We start from the raw sequence: 23,581 nt of genomic DNA on the forward strand, positions 1-23,581 counted from the left end.
ACGAATGCGGCTGATCTATGGGAACGAAGTCCGCAAGGTCTCTCAATCTCCTGGAACAAAGGCACACACTCAAACGCTCCGCGGTCGCCGCGGCGGTGAGTGGGGTAGTAGACCTCCAAAATGTCGTTAAGCGGCTCCGCAGCACGGATCCTTTGCTACAACGCGCCGTGCGTCCTTGGCTCCGGTTGAACTGAAGAACCCCTATCGCCTCCAGCTCCGCGCGTCTAATACCCGGCCTTGCGCCATCCCGCGGCGCGCGCTTCTTGTTCGGAGCAGAACCAGCGCTCCCCGTATTGAGGCGATATCTTCGTTGCCTCGTAGTAGTGTTGGCCTGGAACGTGATAGATGCGTTCGCCCGAATTGATGCTGACGTTGCCCTTGATGTTGCAGGCCGTGCCGCGTTGAATGATCACACCGTTTTCGATGATCATCGGCTGTGACGGCGCAGCGAACGGGGAAGTCACGGCGTCCGGTAGAACCGTATAACCGCCGGCTCCCAGAAAGGCCGCTGCCGAACATAACCCCACAACTGCTGCAAACTTCATGCATCACCCCTATAACCTCTCAGGGTTGTAGCACGACGCCGTTAGCGCCGCGTATACGAGTTCTCTTAAATGCGAGATGAAAAGATTTGCGCCGACAGCAGAATTGCAAAGCGCTCTGTGCGGGGGTTTTGCACGCTGTGCTTGGCTTGGCCATATTTGCGCAGTTCAAGCGAGAGACGCAAAGGCGGTTATGCCGCGTCGCGGGACTTACATGTTGCGGGCTGCAGCAAAGGACTGCGGACATCGGCGCTACTCTGCACTTGCAGTATAATTCACCAGAACTGACTATTCGCGTCAAGATTTCCAATATACATTTGAGGTAGCCAAATCTCGCACCGATGCTTGAATGTTAGACTTTATATTTCTATTGAAAGGTGGCGCATACTCGCGCGTAATTGCCTGATTTTCCTGATTTAATCCAGTATAGGATTTGTACCTGAAGCTTTATATTATAGCCCGTTTGTTTTTATTAGTTGCATACGGAGTTATTTGCGCCTAGCATGTAATCGCCGCGATACCAAGGACGATCAATAATACGTCCGGGTGGGGTTTCCTTAAACTGCAAGAATTCGTTCCGTAGAAGCCATTCATCGGAAAGTTTAACACGCGCAGACAGAGGCCGCCCATGGAACTTGATCTTCATTCCATTCACCATGCTTCGAAGCAAAAAGTTGCCCTTCTTGACACGTATTATCCGGGCACCGAGACGCGCACCCATCGGGTCAGTGTCTTTGGTGCCGGCTATGTTGGTTGTGTATCTTCCGCATGCCTTTGCAATGACGGATTCCCCGTAGTGGCGGTTGATCCCGACCCCTTCAAGGTTGAGCACCTCGCCGATGGTCAGGCCCCGATCGTAGAGCCAGGTCTGGACGAGCTGCTTCAGAACGCCCACGCCGGCGATCTGTTAAATGCCACACAATCGGCAGCCGACGCCATCAACGACACGGATATCTCGTTTTGCTGTGTCGGCACGCCAAGCCTTCCCGACGGAACCCTGGATACCAATCATGTGCGCCAGGTTTGCGAGGATATCGGCAAGGCGCTTCGGCACAAGAACGACTTCCACATCGTCGTCATGCGGTCGACCATCCTTCCCGGGACGATGGAAGAAATCGTCATCCCGACACTGGAGAGGGCTTCCGGCAAGGTCGCTGGACGTGATTTTGGTGTTGCCTACTATCCGGAATTTCTTCGTGAAAGCACGGCGATTGCCGATTACTACAAGCCCGGCGCCATCGTGTTTGGACAGTATGCGGACGATACGCGTTCGATTGATGTCCTCAGGGAACTTGTCGGCAGCATCGGCGTAACACCACACGTCATCCCGATGCGGAGCGCTGAAATCGTCAAGTATGCCAACAACTGCTGGCATGCTGTGAAAATCAGCTTCTCCAACGAGATCGGCAATATCTGCAAGGCCAAGGATATCGATAGCCATGTGGTGATGGACGTGCTCTGCTCGGACACCCGCCTGAACATTTCCCGTGCCTACATGAAACCGGGATTTGCCTTTGGCGGCTCCTGCCTTCCCAAGGATCTCAGGGCATTGACGGCGCTCGGCCGATCGATGAACGTCCCGACACCGCTTCTGGACGCGGCCAGGCTTGCCAACAACGTTCAGATCGATCACGCACGTTCGCTCGTTGATGCGGCACCACATGAAAAAATCGGGTTCATCGGCGTGACCTTCAAGGCTGACACCGACGATCTCAGGGAAAGCCCGCTCCTCGCGTTGGTCGAGGGCTTCCTTGGCAAGGGCAAGGAGGTGACGATCTACGATCCAAACGTTGCCAGGGATGCCAGCCAGGGCCGCAACTTCCTCAAGCACATCGCCGTCCTTCTGCGCGACGGCATGGACGAGGTCATTGCGTCCTCCGAGGTCATCGTCGTCGGCAACAAGTATCCCGGCTTGAAGGATGCGCTCGAAGCCGCCGGCATGCCTGTTACCGTCATTGACCTCGCCCGCATCGAACGGCCCGAGAACGGGAACATCACCTACCACGGCTTGTGCTGGTGATTGTTCCGCGCCGGCCGCGGCAGGTGGCCGGCGCACCGTCCGGGTTCTGAAGGGGAACGCGTCGGGCTTACCGATATCTATCAGGTCATAATCAATAAGGCAGATGCCAATGGCGGGGATACGAGACGCCGATCACGAAGGACCAGTAGCGACGCCAGTGGATCGTCTGCTTGGCGCGAAGTCATACACGCGCGAGGCCCGTTCCGCCTCGCGCTTCGTCGCCTGGAGCGAGACGCTCGAAGCCCATCTCGCCTATATTGTCCTCGTCGTCTGCATCGCCTGCATTACCCCGATCGACAGTCTTGCAAGCGCCCACTCGGGAGCCCTGTTCGGCCTCGGCTTGCTTGCGCTTTGGCGCTATGGCTGGGGACTGACGCATTTCGTGCGGTCGAACATCTATCGCTCGCTCGTGTTTCCCAAAATGCGCAAGGTCGCCGATGACTGCATGCTGGACAATGATGGCCGGGCGACGAACCAGCATGCCTTTCTGCTCGTCACCAGCTACCGCATCGATGGGGATACGACCGCCGCCGTCTATCGCGCGGCATTCGAGGCTGCAAAGGGGGCGCCCTGTGAGGTCACCGTTGTGGCCTCCATCGTCGAACTCGGCGACCAGCGGTTGGTCAAACTGCTTCATCGGCTGATCTGTAGCAATGACACGAAGGTGTCGCTGATTATCACCCGCATTGCCGGCAGCGGCAAACGCGACGCGCTGGCCTATGCCTTCCGGGCAATATCGCGACAAGACCCCGGAGAAAACGACATTGTCGCAGTCATCGACGGCGATTCGATCGTGCCACCCGACCTTGTCAGCAAATGCCTCGGCTTTTTCCGGGCAAATAGCCGTGTTGGAGCGCTGACGACCGACGAGGTTTCCCGCGTCCACGGCAAGGCGAAGTTTCATATCTGGTACAGCCTGCGTTTTGCCCAGCGCCACATTCTCATGTCGTCGAACGGGCTGTCACGCAAGGTGCTCACGCTAACCGGGCGCATGTCTATGTTCCGGGCGTCGATCATCTGCAACCCCGACTTCGTAAGGCAGGTCGAGTCTGACTACGTCGACCACTGGCGCTTCGGACGACTGAAATTCCTGACCGGTGATGACAAGTCGAGCTGGTTCTGGCTCCTGCGCAACGGCTACCAGATGCTTTACGTTCCTGACGTCGTTGTCGCAACCGTCGAGGAACCTCCGTCGAAACTGTTTTTCCCGGCTGCGACGCAATTGATGGCGCGCTGGTTCGGCAACATGCTGCGGACGAATTCTCGGGCATTAGCGCTCGGACCGCGCAAAGTCGGCTACTTCACATGGTGGACAATCTTTGATCAGCGCGTTTCGATGTGGACCTCCCTTGCCGGACTGGCGATGGTGTTTCTTGTCGGCCTGTTCGAAACGCCATTCGCGTTCCTAATCTACATTCTCTGGGTCCTGGTCACTCGCTACATATTGACGCTGATGCTGTTCAATTCCAGGCCGAGGGCGTCTGCCCTCTACCCCTTTTTCATCTATTTCAACCAGATCTACGGATCGATCATCAAGACCTACATCTTCTTCCATCTGAACAAGCAGCGGTGGACCCGTCAGAAGACAACGCTTGCAGATGGTCGCTCCCGTTTCGCAGGCCGCCTTGGCGAATTTTCGTCCGCTTTCGTGCAGGCCACCGCAGTCACGGTATTCATCACCATCGTCGCTCTCGTCCTCGGCCAGATTGCTGTCCCGGACGCATCCATATTTGCAATGGCCTACGGCCTGGACAGATAGATTGAGGAAGCGGATATGAACGTCGTTAAATTTGAAGCCGATGTACAACGCCAGCATCCACGTTTTAAGCTTCCCTTGAAATGCGTCATCGAGGGCTATCGCTATGATTGCCTCGACTGGTCGGTCGGTGGCATAGGCGTCGCGACCGGCAAAACCGTGTTACCAGAGTTCACGACATTTCCGGTCGACCTGGAATTCCCGTTCGACGGCTTTGTCTTCACCTTGAGGGTTAACGCGCAGATTCGCTATTGCGATCCGGTCAAGGGACGAACCGGATTCCAGTACATGTCCCTGACGGAAGACCAACTCCGATTTCTCCGGTATGTCAGGGATGCCCATCTGACGGGCGAGGTTGTCACTCTCGACGACCTCCTCGATCTGTCGAGCCGATCCATCGACCACCACAGCCGGAAGAAGGAACCAGAACCTCAGCGACAGTCGGGACGCCATCGCTACACGGCCCTCGCGAAACGGTCGCTCCGCATTGGGTTGCTGGCAGCTCTCTGTCTGGCGGTCGTCCTGTTCCTGTGGGGTGCGCTCTATCAAAAGCTTTGGACATTCCGCGCCGACGAGTCGCTCGTGACGATCGATTCAGCTGCCGTGATCGCGCCGTCCGACGGAGTCGTCACCAACGTTGTTACCCAAGGGGCTGTCAAGGCAGGCGATCCGGTTGCCACGATACTGCCAACGGCGAACAACAAAAGTATCAGCGTGCTTGCCCGCTGTGACTGCATTGTCCAGGACGTCCAGGTGGAACTGGACAGCCAGGTGCGGGCCGGGCAGCGGCTCCTTTCCCTGCGCATGGCGAATGCGAAACCTCATATCGTGGCGATGGTCGACTACACCCAGGCGCAGCGTCTCTTCAGGGGCGCCCGGGTGCTCGTCGATCTTCCCCATGGACCACGAATCCCTGATGCATCGATCCGAGATTTGCCGAAACTTACAACCACCGACCTTGAATCCGGCAACCGCATTCCGATCAACATCGACGTCGGCAATGCAGATCTGTCTTCGTTCGTCGGAACGCCCGTGACCGTACGCTTCGTGCAATTGCCGTGGACGGGCCTGCCGCTTGCCGAAGCGGTGAGTGAGGCGGTCGGGACGATCGATACCGGGAGCGCGCCGCCTGCGCAAACGAAGGGGTGAGCTTCTGAGCAACAGCACGTCGCGTCAAACGAGCTCGACAGTCTGCAATGACGAGGAAACTGACGGAGTCCATGCGTATGACCTGCAAAAAGCGATCCCTTGCAGAATTGATGACTGCTAGCCTGGCTGGCGTCGTCCTGTTCGCTGCCAGTCTTGGCCCGGCATTAGCGCAGGCAGCTGATGGCGCCGGCGAAATCGTCGACAGGATCCGACAGTCCGTCCTTGACGTCGACAAGGCCAAGATGCCTGCCGAGCGCGTCAAGGCCTATGAGCGGGCCCGCGACGAACTGACTGCGCTCACTCAGGCGGCACAGAGCGGTGACGAGGCTGCCCGAACGGGCATCGAAGATCTGAAGACGGATGGCATCACGCCAGATGTCGTGACATCGGGATCGCTGAGCGCGACACTGTCCAGTCTGACCGACAAGGGCCTCGATCCCGACGAGCGGATCGCCACGCGGTTGAAGATCGACGATCTGATCGAAGCGCTGTCGGCCCCGGAGCTCAAGGTATCGGCCCTTGCCTTTTATGCCCGCCAGATCGCAAGCGATCATGACGCGGCGCTTGCCCTCCTCGAGCGGGCGATTGGTGAGACCGCCAAATTGACCGGGGCGGAAGAAAAGAATGCAGCCCTGAACGACATCGCCCAGGTTGGGTCCTATGTCGAACCGATGCTGACGTCGAAAATCATCAACAAGGCGATCAGTGGCATGTGGCCGACTCGGATGCGTGGGTTTGCTCGCTACGATGTTGCCCTTAGGATCCTCGGCGATCGGAAAATCGGCAAGAAGGATGTCAGGGACGCCAAGTTCGAAGAGATTTCCGCCGCGATCGGAACCGAGCTCAACGCCGGCCGGATGGAGCAAGCCCTGCTTCTCGCCCTTGCTGTCGATCCGGAATCGTCAAGACACCGCGCGGATGCCGTGAACGAGGTTCTGAACGCTGCGCTCAAGGTGAACGCCGTAAACCTTTTCCCGGTGCTGGCAACCAGTCTCTCCGACAGGAGCGACCAGGAAGACCTCATCGTTCGCATCGTCAAGAACCGTGTCGATGCCAATCGCCTGATCGATGCGACCGCGATGACCGATGCGATGGACAGCGGCCCGGGGCTCGCGGAGATCGACTTCATCCTTGCGACCGAACTCGATGATCGCGGCCTGACAAAAATGGCCAGTGAGCAATATGAACGAGGTACGATCGTCGCCAAAGGGTTGAGCGGCGAGGCGAAGGAAGCAGCGCTGATCGCTGCCATCAGTGGCGCGACCGATCTGAAGCGCTTTGACGATGCCACCTCGTTTGCCGATCAACTGAAGGACATTGCAGGCGCGTCAAATGCCCTCGGCAACCTTGCGAAAGCTTTTGCAGACAGCGACGACCTCACGAAGGCTGAGGCGCTTCTGCCGAAGATTGCGGAACTGAAGGACCGGGAGCAAGCCCTCTCAGGCATAGGACGCGCCAAGGCAAGGGCGGGCGATCTTGATCAGGCCGCCAGGATCGCGAACGAGATCGCAAACGATGAAGACAAGGGCCGCGTACAGTCGGAAATTGTTCGCGTCATTGCTCGCAGCGGGAAAATCGATGATGCGCTCGGCCTCGCAACCTCTATCAGGGAGCCGGAGTATCGTGTTGAAGCGCTGCTGCGCCTCGCAAAGGAAATGTCCGGAAAGAATGGTGGGGACCGGGCCCGCGACGTCATCGGTCAGGCGATCAGTTTCACCGGCGGCATAGGCAAGGCAGAACAACGCGATGACCTTTATTTCGACATCATCGACTACCTGTCCAAGTCCAACCAGATCGAGCTTGCCAAGACCCTCGTTGGCAAGATCTCCGATGAGAAGTTGAAGGCCAAGGCGGCCGGACGCATTGCCAGCCGCGCCGCCTTGTCCGGCGATGCCAAGAGTGCGTTCGCCTATCTCGAGACCCAGCCCTCAGCGGGCGGCGAAGCCCTCAGGGCCGAGGTGCTGGTCGCAGCCGCAAGCGATCCGGCCTATGTCAAGACAGCTGTCCTGTCGACCCGCGACATTCGCGATCCGATGCTGCGCGTCAAAACGTTTCGCGCCATCGCTGAAGTTCAGCTTGCTCATCTCGACCGCCTTGGTTTCGGGATGGGCAAGGGCGAGCCGGCCGACTACCGGGCACAGTTGACCTTGCCGCAGGATGACGAGGAAACCCTCGCAAGCGTTTCCACGTCGGTCTTCAGCGACGGCAGGATGTCGCTCCATACGACGTCGATGCCGCCGCCGCTTGCCGGATACGGCTATCCCGATATCAGCAAGACTGCAGCGACCACGCGCGCAATGATTCCGCTGCCTGTCGCGGGCCGTGTATCGATAACGCTTGGGAACCTCAGTCCCTATGAAAGCAAGTTCATGGAGGATCTCGCCGGCGGATTTACCGGCCTCTCTCATGCCGCACGGGCGCAGGGCCTGCTTTATCCGCGGATCATTGTCATCCAGAGCGGGATCTATACCCTCGGCAGCCTGGCGACGCAGCTTGACAGCGTTGCCGGCGCGCAGCTCGTAGAACGGGATGGCGATGTCGTGACGCTTCGCGCTCCCTTGCTTGTCGGAGAGGCAGCGAGCCTTATCCTATCCGGACAGGAGGCTTCCGTCTATCGCCTGTCCGCAACCGCCGGAGCCTTCGTCGCAGTCGCCGGCAAGCTCTACATCCAGGACACGACAGTGACGTCGTGGGACGAGATTTTGCAGGAGGCGAGGAGCTCCAACAAGGCCACGCGCGGAACGTTCCGGCCGTTCATCGTCGGCTGGAGCAATTCCGAAATGTATGTTGGCGGATCGGTCCTTAATTCGCTGGGCTATGCAGCCTCGAAGTCCTTCGGGCTGACTTTTTCAGCTGGTCCGAAAGCCATAGCCAAGGCGCGCGATACATTGAAAAACCCGACCGGCATTGTCGTCGAGAATTACTTCCACAATTTCGAATACGGCTTCTACTCATACGAAGCCGACGACATATCGCTTGTTGGCAACGAATACGCGAACAACGTTCTTTACGCGGTCGATCCACACGACCGCTCACAGCGACTGCTGATCGCGCTCAACACCGCCCATGATACCATGGTGAAGCACGGGATCATCATCTCGCGGGGCGTCGACGCAAGCTGGAAGGTCGGCAATGTCGTCTTCCACAACAAGGGTTCCGGCCTGATGCTGGACCGCGACAGCGTCGACAACCTTCTCTACGGCAACTTCTCCTTCGAAAACGACCAGGACGGACTGACCTTCTTCGAGAGCAGTTGCAATCTTGCCGTCGCAAACGCCTTCGTCGACAACGGCCGGTCCGGGATCAGGCTTCGCAACAGCTGGGATATCGCCGTCAGGGACAATACAATCGTCAGCAACAAGCTCGAGGCGATCAGCGGCTACATCAGCGATCTGGCTCTCGCGGAGGACGAGCACAGGCGTGATCTGGTGATGGATCCCTATGTGCCGCTGACGACCTTCACGGCGACGGGAAATCTGATTTCCGCCAATGGCAAAGGGATCAAGGCGGATGGCGTTTCCGGTGTGACGCTTTCGCAAAACGAATTCCAAAACCAGGAAGGACGTCTGCTCGACGGCGACGCTCGTCCCTTTGAGGGACACGTCCTGCGCTTCAACGGGCATGAACCCGTCGCCATCGCATCCACATGTCGGCCGCTGCGTCCGGCGAACTACCAATGTGCATTCAGAAAGGCCAGGCTGCTCGGGGAAAACGATAGCCTCTTCTTTGACAGCAAGGCGGCCGGCAACTGCACGGATGCGCATGGCTCGGTGCAGTTCGACGGCTTCCACACAAAAGGAGACAACACGTGAAAAAAGTGGCTCCCACCTTCATGGCTGTGCGCCACGGGCTCGCCATCCTGGCGCTCTTCTTAGCGAGCGGGGCAATATTGCCGCTTGACACGCTGGCAGCTGGTTCGCAGCCGATGGACAGCGGCTACCAGGGTCTCTTCGACGTTGCAGCTCGCAAGGCCTTCCTCGCGCAGAAGTCATCGTCGGACGCACGCACGGCATGTCTTGCGGTCGACGCTGATGCCAAATGGATGGACATTGACGTCATCAAGGGACTGACCACGACCGAAGGCTACGGAACCGACCGGTCCGGCAATCAGTATGCCTTTGCTGTCATGGTCCTGTCTGGCCGCGCGCTCGCAGGCGACAAGCGTGCGGAGGACATGCTGAAGCGGTTTCTGCTGAAATGGGCCGACGCCGGCGCATTTTCCGAAACCGAGAAGGTCCATGACGCCTATTACGCCCTGAAACGGCTGATGCTGCCGACCGTCGTTGCCTTCTCCATCATCCGCGATGGCCTCAGCGATGAAGACAAGCAGAAGCTCGTTGCCTGGATCGATCCGCTGGTTCGGCGCACCGACCAGATATTCGAAGGGAGCGTTGACTACAACAATCACCGCTATCTGGCCGATAGCGTGCTGATGGCCTGGGGAAGCCTGACCGGCGACAGGGCGCTCTATCAGAAAGGCATCGACCGCTTCCGCATCATCCTTGATGATGCGCGTGCGGATGGCAGCCTGCCTCTCGAAACCCGCCGCGGAGCGCGCGCGCTCTGGTATATGCGCCAATCCTTGACGAGCATGACCGTCATGGCCGAAGTCGCAAACGGCGCGGGCGACAATCTGTTCGATTCCACGGCCGCGGCCGATGGTTCTAAAAAATCCATGTGGACGGTGCTGTCCTACTGGATGAACGGCATGACCAACCCGATCCTCGTCAACGCCTACTCGGCGGAGAATTATATTCCAGGTCCGGAGCAGGATTTCCTGAAGCCGGATTTCGGCTTTCTGGAAAACCGGGGCAACGGGCGCCACTATCTCGCCTTCCTCGAAGCCATCGCCGTCCGCGAGCCAGAGAACTTTCCTGGCCGGCGTGCGAGTGCTCTCCTCGAGCGGGAAGGCGCCAACGAACGTCCTCTCATCGATGAATTCGCCGGTGGCAACGCCACCTGCTTCTGGAGGCAAGGATGACCGATCGCCGGAAACGCCGCCCAAATGTTCTTGTTGCAGCCTTATGTCTCGGCCTTTCGACGCCGGTCCTGGCAGCCGATGAACCGACGGCAGAACCGGCACAGCAGGTCGATCTCCTGATCCAGCAGCATGACAGCGACGGCCTTGTTAAGCTCGCCAGGCAATTGCAAAGCGGGAATGCGGTCTCGGTCGACAATCCGCTCAGGGTTCCAGACTTTCCAAAGGCACGCCAGGCACTCGAGGCCGCCGTCACGATGCCGGGTGCAAGACAGGCCGAAGCCAAGCTTTTTCTCGCCAAGATGATGCTTGGCGGTGAGGGGGGACCAGTCGATGTCGACCGCGCGATTTCCTTGCTCGCCGATGTCATCAAGACAGGCAATGCCGAAGCCGCCTTTCTTCGCGGACAGAGGCTAGCATCGCGTCCAGAGCGGATCGCAGAAGCCCGTGATGACCTCAGTCTTGCCCTGCGCCTCGGTGACGCGGCGGCAGCATTCGAGCTTGCGAAGCTCGCCGGCTCTACCCCTGAACAGGCCGCCGCTATGACGCAATTCGGCATCGATCTTCTTGGCCAGCGGGCAGCGCGCGGCGACGCTGGCGCCGCATTCGATCTTGCCGGTTACTATCGCAGACTGTCGGATAAAACAGAGGACCAGGAGAAGGCGCTCTCCTGGTATCGCAAGTCGGCGGAACTCGGACAGCAGACGGCCGCCCTGTGGGTCGCACGGCTGCTTGGAAATCCGGACTCCCCTCTGTTTGATCCGGCCGCTGCGGTCAAGCAGTACGAGGCGGCCGCGCGCGCTGGGTCGATAGAGGCTGCACAGGAGCTGGTGAGGGATTTCGCAGATGCCGGTACGCTCGCCGTTCCGCCCGCAGTTTACGACGTATGGATCGGAAAGCTGATCGACGCCAAGGATGCGACGGCGGTTCTCTACTATTCCCGGTCTCTGCAGGAGACGGCCGAGCAGCGACGGACGTCATCGGACGCCCTTTACGGAGCAACCATGTCCGGTCGTGTGGCTCCCGAGGACCTGGTCCGGATCGGCGAGAGCTTCCGGGACGGCACCGGGGTCGTCATCGACCAGACGCGCGCGGCAAACATTTTCAGGCTTGGCGTCGAAAACGGATCGGGCGCGGCGCTGACACGGTTCGCGCATCTTGTCATCGATGTCCCGTCTCTGCGCAGCCATGAAAATGTGGCCCTTGCCGCCGCAAAACTGTCGGAGCTTTCATCAAAAGGCAGCGTTACCGGGCAAATGCTGCTTGGCGACATGTATGCAAAAGGCGTCCTTGGCGCCGTCGACGAGACGAGAGCCATCGACTACTACCTCAAGGCACTTGCGCACGCCGAGTCGGTCGAGGTCCTCAATCGCCTTGCCGACGTCTACCTTTCCTCTCCCGACAGCGACACGCGCATGAAAGCATTTCCCTTCATCGAACGCGCCTCGCGTGCCGGTAGCGAAAGCGCCATGCTCAAGGAGGCCCAGGCCTATGCGGACGGCAAGCTGGTTCGACAAGACTTCGACAAGGCCGTGACGCTCTACAAGAAGGCAATCGCGCTTGGTGCGACCGACGCCCTGGTGAACCTTGCCAATCTCTACCTTTCGCGGGGCGGAGAAAGCGCCTTTAAGGACGCGCATGAAGCATTCTCGAATGCGATCTCTGCGGGAAACCGGGAAGCCCCGGTCGAAATGGCGAGATTTCTCAAGGCGAACGGCAAGCTCGACGAAGCGATCAGCCGACTGACCACAGCGGCCCGGAAGAAAAACAGTCCGGCCGCGGTCGAACTCTACGAATATCTGTCGGAGCGGGCCCAGGATCCTGATGTCGGCGCCGAATGGCTGCGCCTCGCGCTCAAGACCGTCAGCGATGTTCCACGCGAGAAAGTACGCCTGGCAAGTGCCATGCTCATGCCCTCTGATGTCAGGCTGAATGGTAAGGCGTCGATCATGCTGCGTGAACTTGCCGGTGCCAAAATTCCCGGCGCCGCCGTTGCTCTGTCCGATGCCTACATCGAGGGGAAAGGCATTGCCAAGGATGTTACAGCCGGCCTCGAGCTGCTTGAACAGGCATCGCAGAAAGGTGACATCGATGCCCTCCTGAAACTGGGCGATCTCTTCATGGACGGCCAGTTTGTCAATGGCGACGAAAAGCGCGCAGTCGACTACTACCGCGCAGCGATCATGCTCCACCCGACAGATGCGACCGCCAACATGCGCATGGCGCGCGCCTATCGCGAGGGCCGCGGCGTTGCGCGCGATCTCGCGGTCGCCGCGAACAACCTGAAGATTGCCTCCGATGCCGGCAGTCCGATGGCGACACGCGATCTCGGGATGGCCTACATGTGGGGCAGCGGTGTCGAAAAGAAGGAAGACAAGGGCCTTCAACTGCTGCGGTCGGCAGCCGAGCATGGCTATGCATTTGCCTGGCACGACCTTGCCGAGACTTATGGCTCAGCCGTCGGACCCGATGTCGATGCATCGCAAACATTCCGGCTGAACATGCGCGGTGCAAAGGAAGGTCATGTCACCGCGATGATCGGGGCCGGCATCGCGCTCTTATCCGGTTTCGGCACTCAACGCGATCCCGAGGCGGGCATTCTCTGGCTGGAACGGGCCTCCGCCGGCACGGGATGGGATGCCTCTGACGCCATGTACCGGCTGGCCGAGGTCTACCAGTTCGGCATCGGTGTCGACAGCAATGTTGAAAAGGCGCTGGAATGGCAGCTGCGCGCCGCCAATGCGGGAAGCACCTCGGCAATGTTTCATCTCGCCCTGCAGCTCGAAGCCGACAATACGGATGCGAGCAGGGCCGAGGCCATCAAGTGGTTGAAGAAGGCCCGCGAGCTGAAGCACGTCCAGGCGGCAAAGAAACTCAAGATAATGGAAGCGGGAGGCAGCTCTTCCGGATCGTTGCAGGGGGCAGAAGACAAAGGGATGGATGACAATGGTGTGGAAGAGTGAGCGCCAACGCAGCGTCACGTTTCGCAGGCGAATACCACGTCCGCCGCTCGGCGGCCTGAACCTGCAAGGAAATCCTGAGAGCAATTGGCGGGTAATGGCATGCACCGCGCTGATTGTTCCGGCACGTGGCCGTGCCCATGGCCCGGCCAACGACTGGGTCATCCTCGTGAGAGACGAAATCCTCTCGCAAGCGCGTCAGCGCCTGCTGCGCAGAGGAAAGGCGACCATAGGCAAGAACAACGGCGACCGGAAGCAATAAGGTGACGTTGGCATGGCGAACGGAAACGAGAAATTGAATGCGGTGCAGGTTCGCGGGAGGAGGGCTCTTTACGGATTGGCAGTGACAGCGATGCTCGCCGTTTATCCCGCGATCGTTGCGACAGACGCCATTGCCGCTCCGGGCACGTTGATCCCGTTGAGCCCCGATTTCGACTACTCGCACCTCTGCATCGCGCCGCCCGCCGTGCCAGCGCCGAAAAACTGGAGCAACTGGAATGGCAAGAGTGCCAGCACGGTTTCGCCGGACGACATGCTGAGGGATGCCCAGACGCTCTTCAATCCCTATAGTCGCTTTTCAAGAAGCCCGGCAACCGCTGAGCGCATTGCCGGTTACCTGACGGAGGTTCCTTTTGCAGGATCCGGACGGGCACTGCACCTCTATGGCCGCATTCTCGCCGACAAGGATGACGCTTCTCTTCATGGCGATGAAATCGTCAAGGTCGAGACCGACGCAATCAGGCGCGGTACGATCGAGGCGGGAACCTTCCTTGGCCGGCTGTATCGCGAAGGGTCTGTTGTTACTGCCGACGCCAACAAGGCTCGGGCCTACCTGACAGCGGCGGCAAATGCCGGTGATCCTGCCGCCGACCTCGAGCTTGCGCGCCTCTACTTCCGCAATCCTGCCCTCTCCAGCACCCCAGACGAAAGCCATGTCTATCTGAACCGCGCGGTGGCGAAGCTGTCGGAAAGGCTGGGAGCGGGCGATTGCAGCGTCCTGACCGCCTTTGCCGATATCATGACCGATCCAGATCTGGGGCTCGATGACGGGGCGGGAGCCGCACAATGGCTGCAGGCGGCTGTCAAACTCGGCGACCTCAGGGCAATGTCGACGCTTGCGCGTCGCTATTTGCAGGACAATGATGATGTCAAGAGGCAACAGGCCATCGACCTGCTCAGGCAGGCCTCGGCGCTTGGCCATTCCGCAAGCCGGCTTGCCCTTGCCGATCTTCTGCTTTCGTCATCGCCGCAGGGCAGCGGCAAGACCGAGGCATTCAACCTGCTTGCAGCGGAGGCAGACCGGAACAACCCGCGCGCCTACGAAATGAAGGCATCCTACTATCGCGGAGCCTACGGAGCCGGCATCGATACTGGTCTCGAGCTGCAGGCCCTCGAGAAGGCGGCCGCACTGCCGGATGCCAATCTGAGGACGCTGGAACGGCTCGGCATGCTCTATGCCAGCAGCGCCAGTGCTCCTGACTTCGAGCGTGCCAAAAAGATATTCATGAAGGCCGTCGATCGTGGATCGTCCCTATCGGCATTCGAGCTATACAGGCTTTCGTCAGGAGCGAAGCCGTCCATCAGGCTCGAGGAGGATCCGCTCGGCTATCTCAAGGCTGCCGCCGAACAGGGCCTCGGCGTCGCGATGAGCGAACTGTCGTCGCTTTATAGCTGTGGCGCCGGCGTCGAGAAGAACCCTCAGATCGCCCATGCCTGGCTCGAAAAGGCCGCGGCCGCGGGCAACGCGGGGAGCCTCCTTGCCTTGGCGGATGAGGCGTTAGCCCAACGGACAGATGCCGGAAACGCAGCATCGGTCGGCTTTCTCAGACAGGCGGCCGAACAGGGCGACGTGGAAGCCATGATGCGCATCAGCCTGTCTTACCGCGACGGGAAGGGCACGCAAAAAGATGGCGATGCTGCCGAAGCCTGGCACAGGCGCGCCATGACGGCCGACCCCGCCGTTGCGACCTTGGCTGAGGCGCGCTCGCTTCTGTCGCCCGATGCTCCCGAACAACGCGATGCCGTGAAGGCGCGGGCGATCCTCGAATCGTCTGCCCCGACAGGCAACCCAGATCTGCTTTTCGAACTGGCGAGGCTTTATATCGACGCCGATCCGACACTCGAACCCGATCCCCGCAAGGCAACGTCCCTCTTTGCGGCCGCAGCCGTCAAGGGGAGCGTTCCGGCCATGCTGCGACTGGTGGACATGAAGGTGGCGGCTGCTGACGGAGGCGGGATGGATTGGCAGCAATGGCTCGCCCGGGCGATCGCCACAGGCGATCTGCGCGCCACCCTCGTGCAGGCAGAACTCGAGGCCCGCGACGATCGGAAGGTCGCCATCCTCAAGTCTGTCCTCGACCGGCCGCTCTGCTCGGAAAAGGAACAGGTGCAGGCTGCCCTGGCGATGCGATCCTTGCCGCAGTTCAAGCAGGATTATGTCAATCTTTTCGAAAGGGTCATGGCAGCGCCAATGCGAGACCCGACCACGCAGTACCAGGTCGCAAGGTTTCTTCTCAACGAACGCCCGGCCGAGAAGCCAAGAGCAATCGAGCTACTCAAAAGCGCCGCCGAAGGTGGAAAACGGGAGGCCATGCGCGAGATCGGGCGGATGTACGGAGCCGGCGACGGTCTGCCTCGCGACGACAAGAACAGCTACCTCTGGCTCGTGAGGAGCGCAAGGCTCGGAGACGAGGGTGCCTTGGAAAGCCTGGTGAAGGAGATCCTGTCCGAGCAGAGCTCGCTGAATGATCCGACAAGCGGCGACGCAAAGGTCGAAACCCTGCTGCGCGATCTCGAGGCGGAGAATTCGCCTCAGGTCGCAAGCCTATTGTCCAGGCTCTATCTCAGGCTCGCCGAAGGCAGCCCCGCCTTTGCGCCGGCGGCGAAGAGCTGGACCCTCAAGGCAGCCTCGCTCGGAAGTGGGCCTGCCATGCTGAACGTCTCCGACTTTTATGCGGCAGGCACCCATGGGTTCGAACACTCCGACAGAAAGAGCACCGAATGGCTCGCGAAGGCGGCGCATGCCGGGTACCGCGGCGCATTCGAGAAGTACGCAATCGCCCTGCAGATCGGTTTCGGCACGAAGGCCGATTCCGAAGAGGCGCAGCGATGGCTTGTGAGATCGACTGACCGGGCAAAATGAAAATTGAATGCAGGAGCAGGCGTCATGAAGAGCACCCTTTGCATAGTACTAGCCGCTCTGATGGTAACAGCGGGGGCCATGCCCACCTCGGCCAAGGTCGTCAAGCCGACGCCGAAGCCCGTTGTCGAAACATATGCAAACTTCGAGGCGATGCGGATCGCAAAGGGCTGGCCCGACGTCTCAGCGGCAACGAAGCTTTCCCTGCCGAAGCGGCTGTTGATCGCCACGGCAGCCCTGACAACCAAGGACAGGATGGTGCGCGATCCCGATTACGGCTTCGCGCTTCTGCTCGCCGGGCCTACCTCCCGGGATGCCACACGTCTACTCGCCAAGGGCGTTCTGATGAACGACTATAGCTTCGGGGAGAGGACACCGGCCGTCCTTCGCTCTCTTGCAAGCGAAGCGATGCGCGGATGCAAAAGCTGTGTGGCGGCCTATGGATTGATCCACTTCGAAGGCGAGGACATTCCCCGGAATGATGCAGTCGCCTATAAATGGTATCGCTGGGCGGCGGTCGTCGGAAACGCAAAGGGCATCGAGGCAACGTCCCTTGCGCTTGTCGAAGGTCGCGGCACGCCGAGGAATATTGCCGAGGCCAAGAAATGGGCCGCCCGCCTTGAGCCGGCACGGCGGGCAAAGCTCTACACCGAGATGGCTAAGCGCGTCGTGTTGAGCAATAGCGACGAGGACATGGCGGCAAGCGCCGACCTTCTCTTGCAATCGATGACACTCAATCCGGCGGATGCCGGCCGGCCGGCAAAACAGCTTCTCAATCTCGACTACGATGCTCCCACGCAGGAAAAGGCAATGGCGGCGATCCGGGCCGCCGGTCCAAAGGTCGACCCGAATGCGCTCAAGGTCATGGCAGAGGTCCTGTGGAAGAGGAGCAATCCGGAGGCGGTCAGCGAGGCTGTTTCAATGTTCCAGACGCTGGCCACGAGGGGCGACACCGAGGCCGTCGACTATTTGTCCCGGGCGCTTGCCCGCTCGGATCTCGACAAGGCGACGAAAGACCGGATCGTCGCAAGTCTGACCCTCGCCGCAGACAGCGGTTACGCACAAGCCTCGAAGGCACTTGGCAACGCCTATTACTACGGAACAGGGGTCGACGCCTCGCTCGAGAAAGCGGAAAGCTATCGCGAGAATGCGGCCAGGCAGAATGATCCCGAAGCCCAGTATCTTCTTGGCATGATGTTGCTGCAGTCGACGGGCGATAGCGAGAATGACGCCAGGGGCCGCCAATGGCTCGAGAAGTCCGCGACAGGTGGATATCCATTGGCGCGAGCTGCACTCCAGAAGCTGTCATCGAATTGAGCGCCGCAGCAGGGTGCCTGCCTGAGATCGGATCAGCAGTTACGCAGCGGTTCCAGCTTCAATTTTCCCGCTTTTGTTTTCCTGCCGTCACCGTCAAGTGTGTTGCCGCAGACCTTGCCTTGGGGTCCACGCTGCGCCTTGACGACGCCGACTCCCACTTTCCGGAAGGTGTTGCCGTAGACGTCATTGTTGATGCCGTCCGTTTCGCTATCGCCGCCGAGGCGCACACCCGCCCCCTTCACGTTGCTGACGGTATTATAGCGGAATACGTTGTTGTTCCCGCGAGAATCAAAGCCGGCGGAATGCTTGTCCTTCTGGCCGCTACACCGGTTATGCTCGACGATGTTGCGGCTCGACCCCTCTTTGATGTCGACGCACTCATTGCCGTTCGTGTCGATGACGTTGTGATGCACGTGGTTGCCGTCGGAGGCATCGATGGCCCGATCCGGCGCGCCGTGGGCGCCGCGCTGTTCGGGCGCGGTGCCTATATAAATTCCCTCACCGTTCTTTCCGCCACCCCTGAAGGCGAAGTCATAGAGGCCACAATTGCCGATCCTGGAATAGGCAATCTCGTTTCGACGCGTCTGGTAACGGAGCCTAATGCATTCACCGCCGGCATTGATGACCAACATGTTCACAATGCGAAGTCCCGTCACACCGTCACCGGGCCTCTTTCCGACGACATAGATCAGCTTGTCCCGGTAACTGCCCTTGTCGTGGCGCGCGCCGAATTTTCCGTCAACCGTGAAGCCCCGCAATTCGAGAAAGTCATGATTGATCTCGATCACCCTTGGTGCTCCGCCACCCTTGACGATCGCGGCGCGCGGACCGGTGACAATAATCGGATTGCCTGGCTTGCCGTCCCGAACCGTTTTGAAGTCCTGATAGTAAATCCCTGGCTTCAACCGGATCACGTCCCCTGGCCCAGCACTGTCAAGCGCCGACTGGATCGTCCGGCTCCCCGATGGAGATACATCAATGGTCGCCGAAAACCCGGAATTGGCAAACGCCATGCATGCACAAACCAGCGTTACAAGGAAGGCAAGACGACAGGACGGGGATGGAGGGGCCATTGCATGTCTCTCGCGTTTCATCGACGGATTGAGGCAGGCGGTGCAAGCAGGCTTTCCCATGGCAGTTCTTTTGAAGTCCGGCCAACGGCCAACCATGCCGGTTTAACGCAAGACTTTGTCAAATCATGGATAGGAGACAAATATTTCGCCGCCTGCTCGTAAAAACGTGAAGTCCCGTCGATCCACCGGCCGACATCGCCTTTTGGGATCGACATCGAAGGAGATGAACCATGTTTAAACTCGTCCTTGTTGCCTCCGCCACTCTGTCATTGTCCGCAGCGGTCGGGCTTGCCGACAGCCCCTGGTATCGGATCATTCCAGTGCCGAACGCACCCGGCTGTAAGGTCCTTGCCGATGCGAATGGCCGACCGATCCAACAACGATACGAAAGCGGCGGCGCGCGTATCTATGGGCTCGGCGGAAAGGCCTGCCCTGAACGGTTCCCCGGCGAGAACTACGCGACGATCTCGACCGCTCGATCGATAACAACAGACGGAAACTTCGCGCGGATCGTGACGAAGACGCGCAAGCTGGTCGTCACCCGAGGCGGTACCGGGAGCAACTATACCTTTGCCATCAACAAGCTCGACGTTCCGAGATAGACAAAGGATGCCGACCTGTTGTCCGCTTTCAGCCTTCCGCATCAGGACCAGGCGAACGCACTTGCGCGCCCCGGCATTCCCTCACGATAAGGACGGCTCGTCCGGTCATGGAAAGGCCGAAACTGCCCATTCGATGTGGCAGGTTGGCGGCCTCCATCGAACACTGAGCTATGGTGAGCCGAGGCGGCCAGAATTTACGCTCCTTCGCAAAAGGTCGCAGGGGCCTTCCACAAGTCCTTCGTCGGCGAAACCCTCGAGTATGGCAACGACATCGCCAATTCCCCGCTTCTCGGCATAATGCATCAGGCCGCCCCTGAAGCGCGGGAAGCCGTAACCGTGAATTTGAACGAGATCGATGTCTTCGGCCCTTGCGGCAATCGTCTCGTCGAGGATTTTTGTGGCCTCGTTGATCATGGGCAGCACGATGCAATCGATGATCTCGTCTTCGCGCCACTTTCGTTGCGGCGTTGATGCGGCTTCGGCGGCGATAATCCGTTCGACCGCAGCTGATGGCTTGGGCGTCCGGTCGCCCTTTTCGTAGTCATACCATCCACCGCCGCTCTTCTGTCCGAAGCGACCCAACCCACAGAGCCGCTCCGCGACCGGTGCAAAGGGCGTTTCACCCCTTTTCCGTGCAGCCTGACGCTGGAACGCGGCGATGTCGAGGCCGCCGAGGTCCTGGGCCTCGAAGGGGCCCATGGGCAGGCCGAAGCGACGCATGGCGGAATCGACCGCCTGCGGTGCCACACCGGACAACAGCAGGCGTTCCGCCTGTGCGCGCGTGACCTTCAAGATCCGGTTGCCAATGAAGCCATCGCAGATGCCGGCACGAACCGGAATCTTGTTCAGCATGCGAGCAAGTGAAAACCCGGTTGCGAGCGTAACCGCAGCCGTATCCCGTGTCGGCACGATCTCCAGCAGTTTCATCACGTTAGCCGGACTGAAGAAATGCAGGCCGAGAAAGCGCTCCGGATGCTTGATCCCGGCCGCGATCTGCTCGGGATCGAGATAGGAGGTGTTGGTGGCAAGCAGAGCGTCGGGGCGGCAAACTGCCGATAGTCTGCTGAAGACGTCGCGCTTGACGTCAAGGTCCTCAAAGACGGCCTCGATGACGAGATCGACGTCGGCGAGGGTCCCATAATCGGTCGTGGCAGTCACTCCCGAAAGCCGCTTCTCCGCAACGTCGGAACTGATTTTGCCGCGTTTGACGGAGCCTTCGAAGATCGAGCGCAGATTGGAAAGTCCGCGTTCGAGTGCTGCACTGTCACGCTCGACCAGTGTAACTGGCAATTCTGCATCACAAAATGCGGCTACGATTCCGGCACCCATTGTTCCACCGCCGATGACAGCAGCAGACCTGATCTGTCGCGGTGTTGTTGCGCGAAGCTCTGGCGGTCTTGGCGCCGCACGTTCCGCGAAGAAGACGTGGCGCAGCGCTTCGGCCTGGGGCGAGGCCCGCAAGTCAAGAAAGGTCTCGCGTTCAAACCTCATTGCAGCCTCGAACCCGCCTTCCGAGGCCTTGCGGACACAGTCGAGGGCGCGAAGGGGAGCTTCCTCCCGCTTGGCGCGCTGCGCAACTGTTTTTGCGGTGGTTTCCCAAAAGCTCGCATCCACAACAGGTACGCTTCGCTCGCAAAGAGGAGGCGGAAGGGGTCGATCGAGTGCCAGGCGGACGAAGTCGATCGCGCTGGTTTCGAGGTCGTCTTCGACAACAGCGTCGATCAACCCTTGCTCCTGAGCCCGCACGGCCCTGACCGGTTGGCCCGAGGTTATCATATCAGCGGCGAGTGCCGGTCCGGCGAGACGCGGAAGTCGCACCGTGCCGCCGGCGCCCGGAACGATCCCCAGCCGAACTTCCGGCAGGCCAACGCTCGCCGATGGGGTGGCGACGCGAAAACGACAGCCAAGCGCCACCTCAAACCCTCCTCCAAGCGCACTGCCATGAACGGCCGCGACCCACGGTTTGGCGGCCTTCTCGATGCGCGTGACGAGATCTGGAAGGTGAGGAGGGAGGGGCGGTCTGCCGAACTCACTGACATCAGCTCCGGCAATGAATGTCCGTCCGGCACAGATCAGGACCACGGCCTCAACCGAAGGATCGCTGTCCAACGTTTCGGCGGCGCTCCAAAGACCCTGTCGCAGAGCCTGCGACAGGGCGTTGACCGGCGGATTGTCGACGGTCACCACGGCGATATTGCCGGACTGCTTGATTGTCAGCGTCATTGTCGCATCCTCGTCTGCACTGCAAATGTGCCTGTTTGCATCCCCTCTGCACCTCCTTTAGTTCAGAAGGGAACAGGCTCCATGCGATTGCCCGTTCGCAAAGCTGGTCAGGCCGCCTTCGGTTGGCGCCACATAACGATGCGGAACCGGTTTGCCACAAAGGCCGCGTCGGTGAGGCTGGCATTGCCTGCGGGGTTTGCACCTGTGACGTGGAAATCACTGAACGCTGCGCTCTGGTTCACGAAGATTCCACCCGTCAAATTGATCGAAAGATTGACGCCGGCTGCGCAAAACGCGTCCACGGCATCCTCAATCCTGGTCCCGTCGGTGTCATAAAGCGCCGCCGTGATCGCGCCCTTCCGACGGGCAAGGCTTGCCGCCTTCACAATGCCATCGGAGGCATCGGCGACTGCGACGATGAAGGCGATCGGGCCAAAGCGCTCTTCCTCATGCGCATTCGTCTGGTCGGCATCGACGCCAAGGACAAGGGGTGTTGCCGTGCGCGTATCCCCGGCGTTGATCGGGGCAGAGTCGCGAATGAGCGTTCCGAGGCTGCGGGCTTTTTCGATCCGCCCTAGGGTCGCCGGGTTGGCGATTGCCCCACAGACGCCGGCAGCACGTGCAGGGTCGGCAAGAAGGTCGTCGATGGCAGCGGCAACTCCCCTCGCCACGTCGTCGAAACTCTTGTGGCCCTCGTTCGTATCGATGCCGCTCCTCGGGACATAAATGTTCTGCGGAGCGGTGCACATCTGGCCGCTGTAGAGCGAGAGAGAAAAGGCGAGGTTGGCGCACATGCCGGCAAAGTCGTCGGTCGCGGCGACGACGATCGAATTGACGCCGGCTTCTTCGGTGTAGACCTTTGCCTCCCCGGCATTCTTGCGCACCCAGTCACCAAAACTGCTCGAGCCGGTGTAGTCGATGATCCTCACAGCGTCGTTCTCAACGAGATCGCGGGTGATTTCTGCACCGGGAGCATCGGCTGCGAGAAGCGCGATGTTGGGGTCAAATCCCTCTTCGGCAAGTACCTGTCTGATGACCGAAATGGTAATCGCCAACGGTAGGATCGCGCCCGGATGCGGCTTGACGATGACTGTGTTGCCTGTGGCAAGACTGGCAAACAGGCCGGGATAGCTGTTCCAGGTAGGGAAGGTCTGGCAGCCGATCACCAGCGAGACGCCACGCGGCACGACCCGCCAATGCTTTTGAAGAACGATGGACTCGGCTTTTCCCTGCGGTTTGATCCAGACCGCCTGAGCCGGCGTGCGGGTTATCTCGGCGAAGGCGTAGGCAACGGCCTCCAGGCCGCGGTCCTGTGCATGCGGTCCGCCAGCCTGGAACGCCATGGCAAAGGCCTGCCCCGTCGTGTGCATGACGGCATTGGCGATCTCAAAGCTCAGGTGATTGAGGCGCGTGAGAACTTCGAGGCAGATGCCGGTTCGGGTCTTTACCGTGGCAATTGCCCATGCGGGTGCCGCTGTCTGCGAGGCGGCAACAAGGGTGCTGGCATCGGATGCCGGATAGGTGATGCCGAGCGCCGAGCCGAATGGGGAGACTTCCGTGCCGACTTTCCCCGTCCCGGGATGATCGGGCAGGTCGAAAGGCTTGGCGAGCCTCGCGTTGTAGGATGCCAGGCCGTCGTCCTTGGCGGTTTCGCCATAAATCTTGCCGCTTGGGGTTTCAGGATAGGCCGACCAGTAGCCGCGCTCCTGCGCGGCCTTCAGTGCAGAGGCAAGTGTCGACTGGTGTCGGTCAAAAAGGGCATCCATCACATGTTCCTCTCATCGTGCGGATTTATAATTGACCGGCCGGTCGGTTTATGCAA

The 23,581-nt window shown here is 59.9% G+C and carries 14 protein-coding genes; 10 read left to right on the forward strand and 4 right to left on the reverse strand.

The genetic code is table 11. The features are described 5' to 3' along the window. Positions 1-224: 224 nt before the first annotated feature. Positions 225-545: a sunset domain-containing protein gene (locus tag RGCCGE502_RS27550; RefSeq protein WP_016557496.1), complete on the reverse strand. Its 321-nt coding sequence runs from the start codon at positions 543-545 to the stop codon at positions 225-227. 625 nt (positions 546-1,170) lie between these two features. Here RGCCGE502_RS27550 and RGCCGE502_RS27555 point away from each other — a divergent pair. The 9 genes from RGCCGE502_RS27555 (at position 1,171) to RGCCGE502_RS27590 (ending at position 17,861) form a co-directional block, all read left to right on the forward strand. Further along, positions 1,171-2,562, forward strand: a complete 1,392-nt coding sequence (locus RGCCGE502_RS27555; RefSeq protein WP_016557497.1) for a nucleotide sugar dehydrogenase — start codon at positions 1,171-1,173, stop codon at positions 2,560-2,562. Positions 2,563-2,671: 109 nt separating this feature from the next. After that, complete coding sequence (locus RGCCGE502_RS27560) at positions 2,672-4,321, forward strand: glycosyltransferase (RefSeq protein WP_019280311.1); 1,650 nt, start codon at positions 2,672-2,674, stop codon at positions 4,319-4,321. A 15-nt stretch (positions 4,322-4,336) separates the two neighbouring features. After that, a complete protein-coding gene (locus tag RGCCGE502_RS27565; protein ID WP_016557499.1) occupies positions 4,337-5,467 on the forward strand; it encodes a PilZ domain-containing protein in 1,131 nt (376 codons plus the stop codon). A gap of 110 nt (positions 5,468-5,577) precedes the next feature. After that, a complete protein-coding gene (locus tag RGCCGE502_RS27570; protein ID WP_244441805.1) occupies positions 5,578-9,279 on the forward strand; it encodes a right-handed parallel beta-helix repeat-containing protein in 3,702 nt (1,233 codons plus the stop codon). Continuing rightward, positions 9,276-10,448, forward strand: coding sequence for an alginate lyase family protein (locus tag RGCCGE502_RS27575; RefSeq protein WP_016557501.1), 1,173 nt, complete (start codon positions 9,276-9,278; stop codon positions 10,446-10,448). Before RGCCGE502_RS27570 ends, RGCCGE502_RS27575 begins: the two co-directional genes overlap by 4 nt. Then, positions 10,445-13,408, forward strand: coding sequence for a tetratricopeptide repeat protein (locus tag RGCCGE502_RS27580; RefSeq protein WP_016557502.1), 2,964 nt, complete (start codon positions 10,445-10,447; stop codon positions 13,406-13,408). The genes RGCCGE502_RS27575 and RGCCGE502_RS27580 overlap by 4 nt, the downstream gene beginning before the upstream one ends. Then, the gene (locus tag RGCCGE502_RS36850) at positions 13,392-13,667 is read left to right on the forward strand and encodes a hypothetical protein (protein ID WP_141652429.1); all 276 of its coding nucleotides are present in this window, start codon (positions 13,392-13,394) and stop codon (positions 13,665-13,667) included. The genes RGCCGE502_RS27580 and RGCCGE502_RS36850 overlap by 17 nt, the downstream gene beginning before the upstream one ends. 12 nt (positions 13,668-13,679) lie before the next feature. Next, positions 13,680-16,547, forward strand: coding sequence for a tetratricopeptide repeat protein (locus RGCCGE502_RS27585; protein ID WP_016557503.1), 2,868 nt, complete (start codon positions 13,680-13,682; stop codon positions 16,545-16,547). 24 nt (positions 16,548-16,571) lie between these two features. Then, the gene (locus RGCCGE502_RS27590; RefSeq protein WP_040675799.1) at positions 16,572-17,861 is read left to right on the forward strand and encodes a tetratricopeptide repeat protein; all 1,290 of its coding nucleotides are present in this window, start codon (positions 16,572-16,574) and stop codon (positions 17,859-17,861) included. A 32-nt stretch (positions 17,862-17,893) separates the two neighbouring features. Here RGCCGE502_RS27590 and RGCCGE502_RS27595 read toward each other — a convergent pair whose 3' ends face one another. Then, positions 17,894-18,775, reverse strand: coding sequence for a right-handed parallel beta-helix repeat-containing protein (locus RGCCGE502_RS27595; RefSeq protein ID WP_244441815.1), 882 nt, complete (start codon positions 18,773-18,775; stop codon positions 17,894-17,896). A 389-nt stretch (positions 18,776-19,164) separates the two neighbouring features. On the opposite strand from RGCCGE502_RS27595, the gene RGCCGE502_RS27605 reads away from it, so the two are divergent. Further along, a complete protein-coding gene (locus RGCCGE502_RS27605; RefSeq protein ID WP_016557507.1) occupies positions 19,165-19,536 on the forward strand; it encodes a hypothetical protein in 372 nt (123 codons plus the stop codon). Positions 19,537-19,704: 168 nt separating this feature from the next. Here RGCCGE502_RS27605 and RGCCGE502_RS27610 read toward each other — a convergent pair whose 3' ends face one another. Beyond that, positions 19,705-21,759: a 3-hydroxyacyl-CoA dehydrogenase NAD-binding domain-containing protein gene (locus RGCCGE502_RS27610; protein WP_016557508.1), complete on the reverse strand. Its 2,055-nt coding sequence runs from the start codon at positions 21,757-21,759 to the stop codon at positions 19,705-19,707. 107 nt (positions 21,760-21,866) lie between these two features. Next, complete coding sequence (gene paaN / locus RGCCGE502_RS27615; RefSeq protein ID WP_016557509.1) at positions 21,867-23,525, reverse strand: phenylacetic acid degradation protein PaaN; 1,659 nt, start codon at positions 23,523-23,525, stop codon at positions 21,867-21,869. Between the last annotated feature and the right edge of the window lie 56 nt (positions 23,526-23,581).

Source organism: Rhizobium grahamii CCGE 502 (assembly GCF_000298315.2).
Lineage (GTDB): Bacteria > Pseudomonadota > Alphaproteobacteria > Rhizobiales > Rhizobiaceae > Rhizobium > Rhizobium grahamii.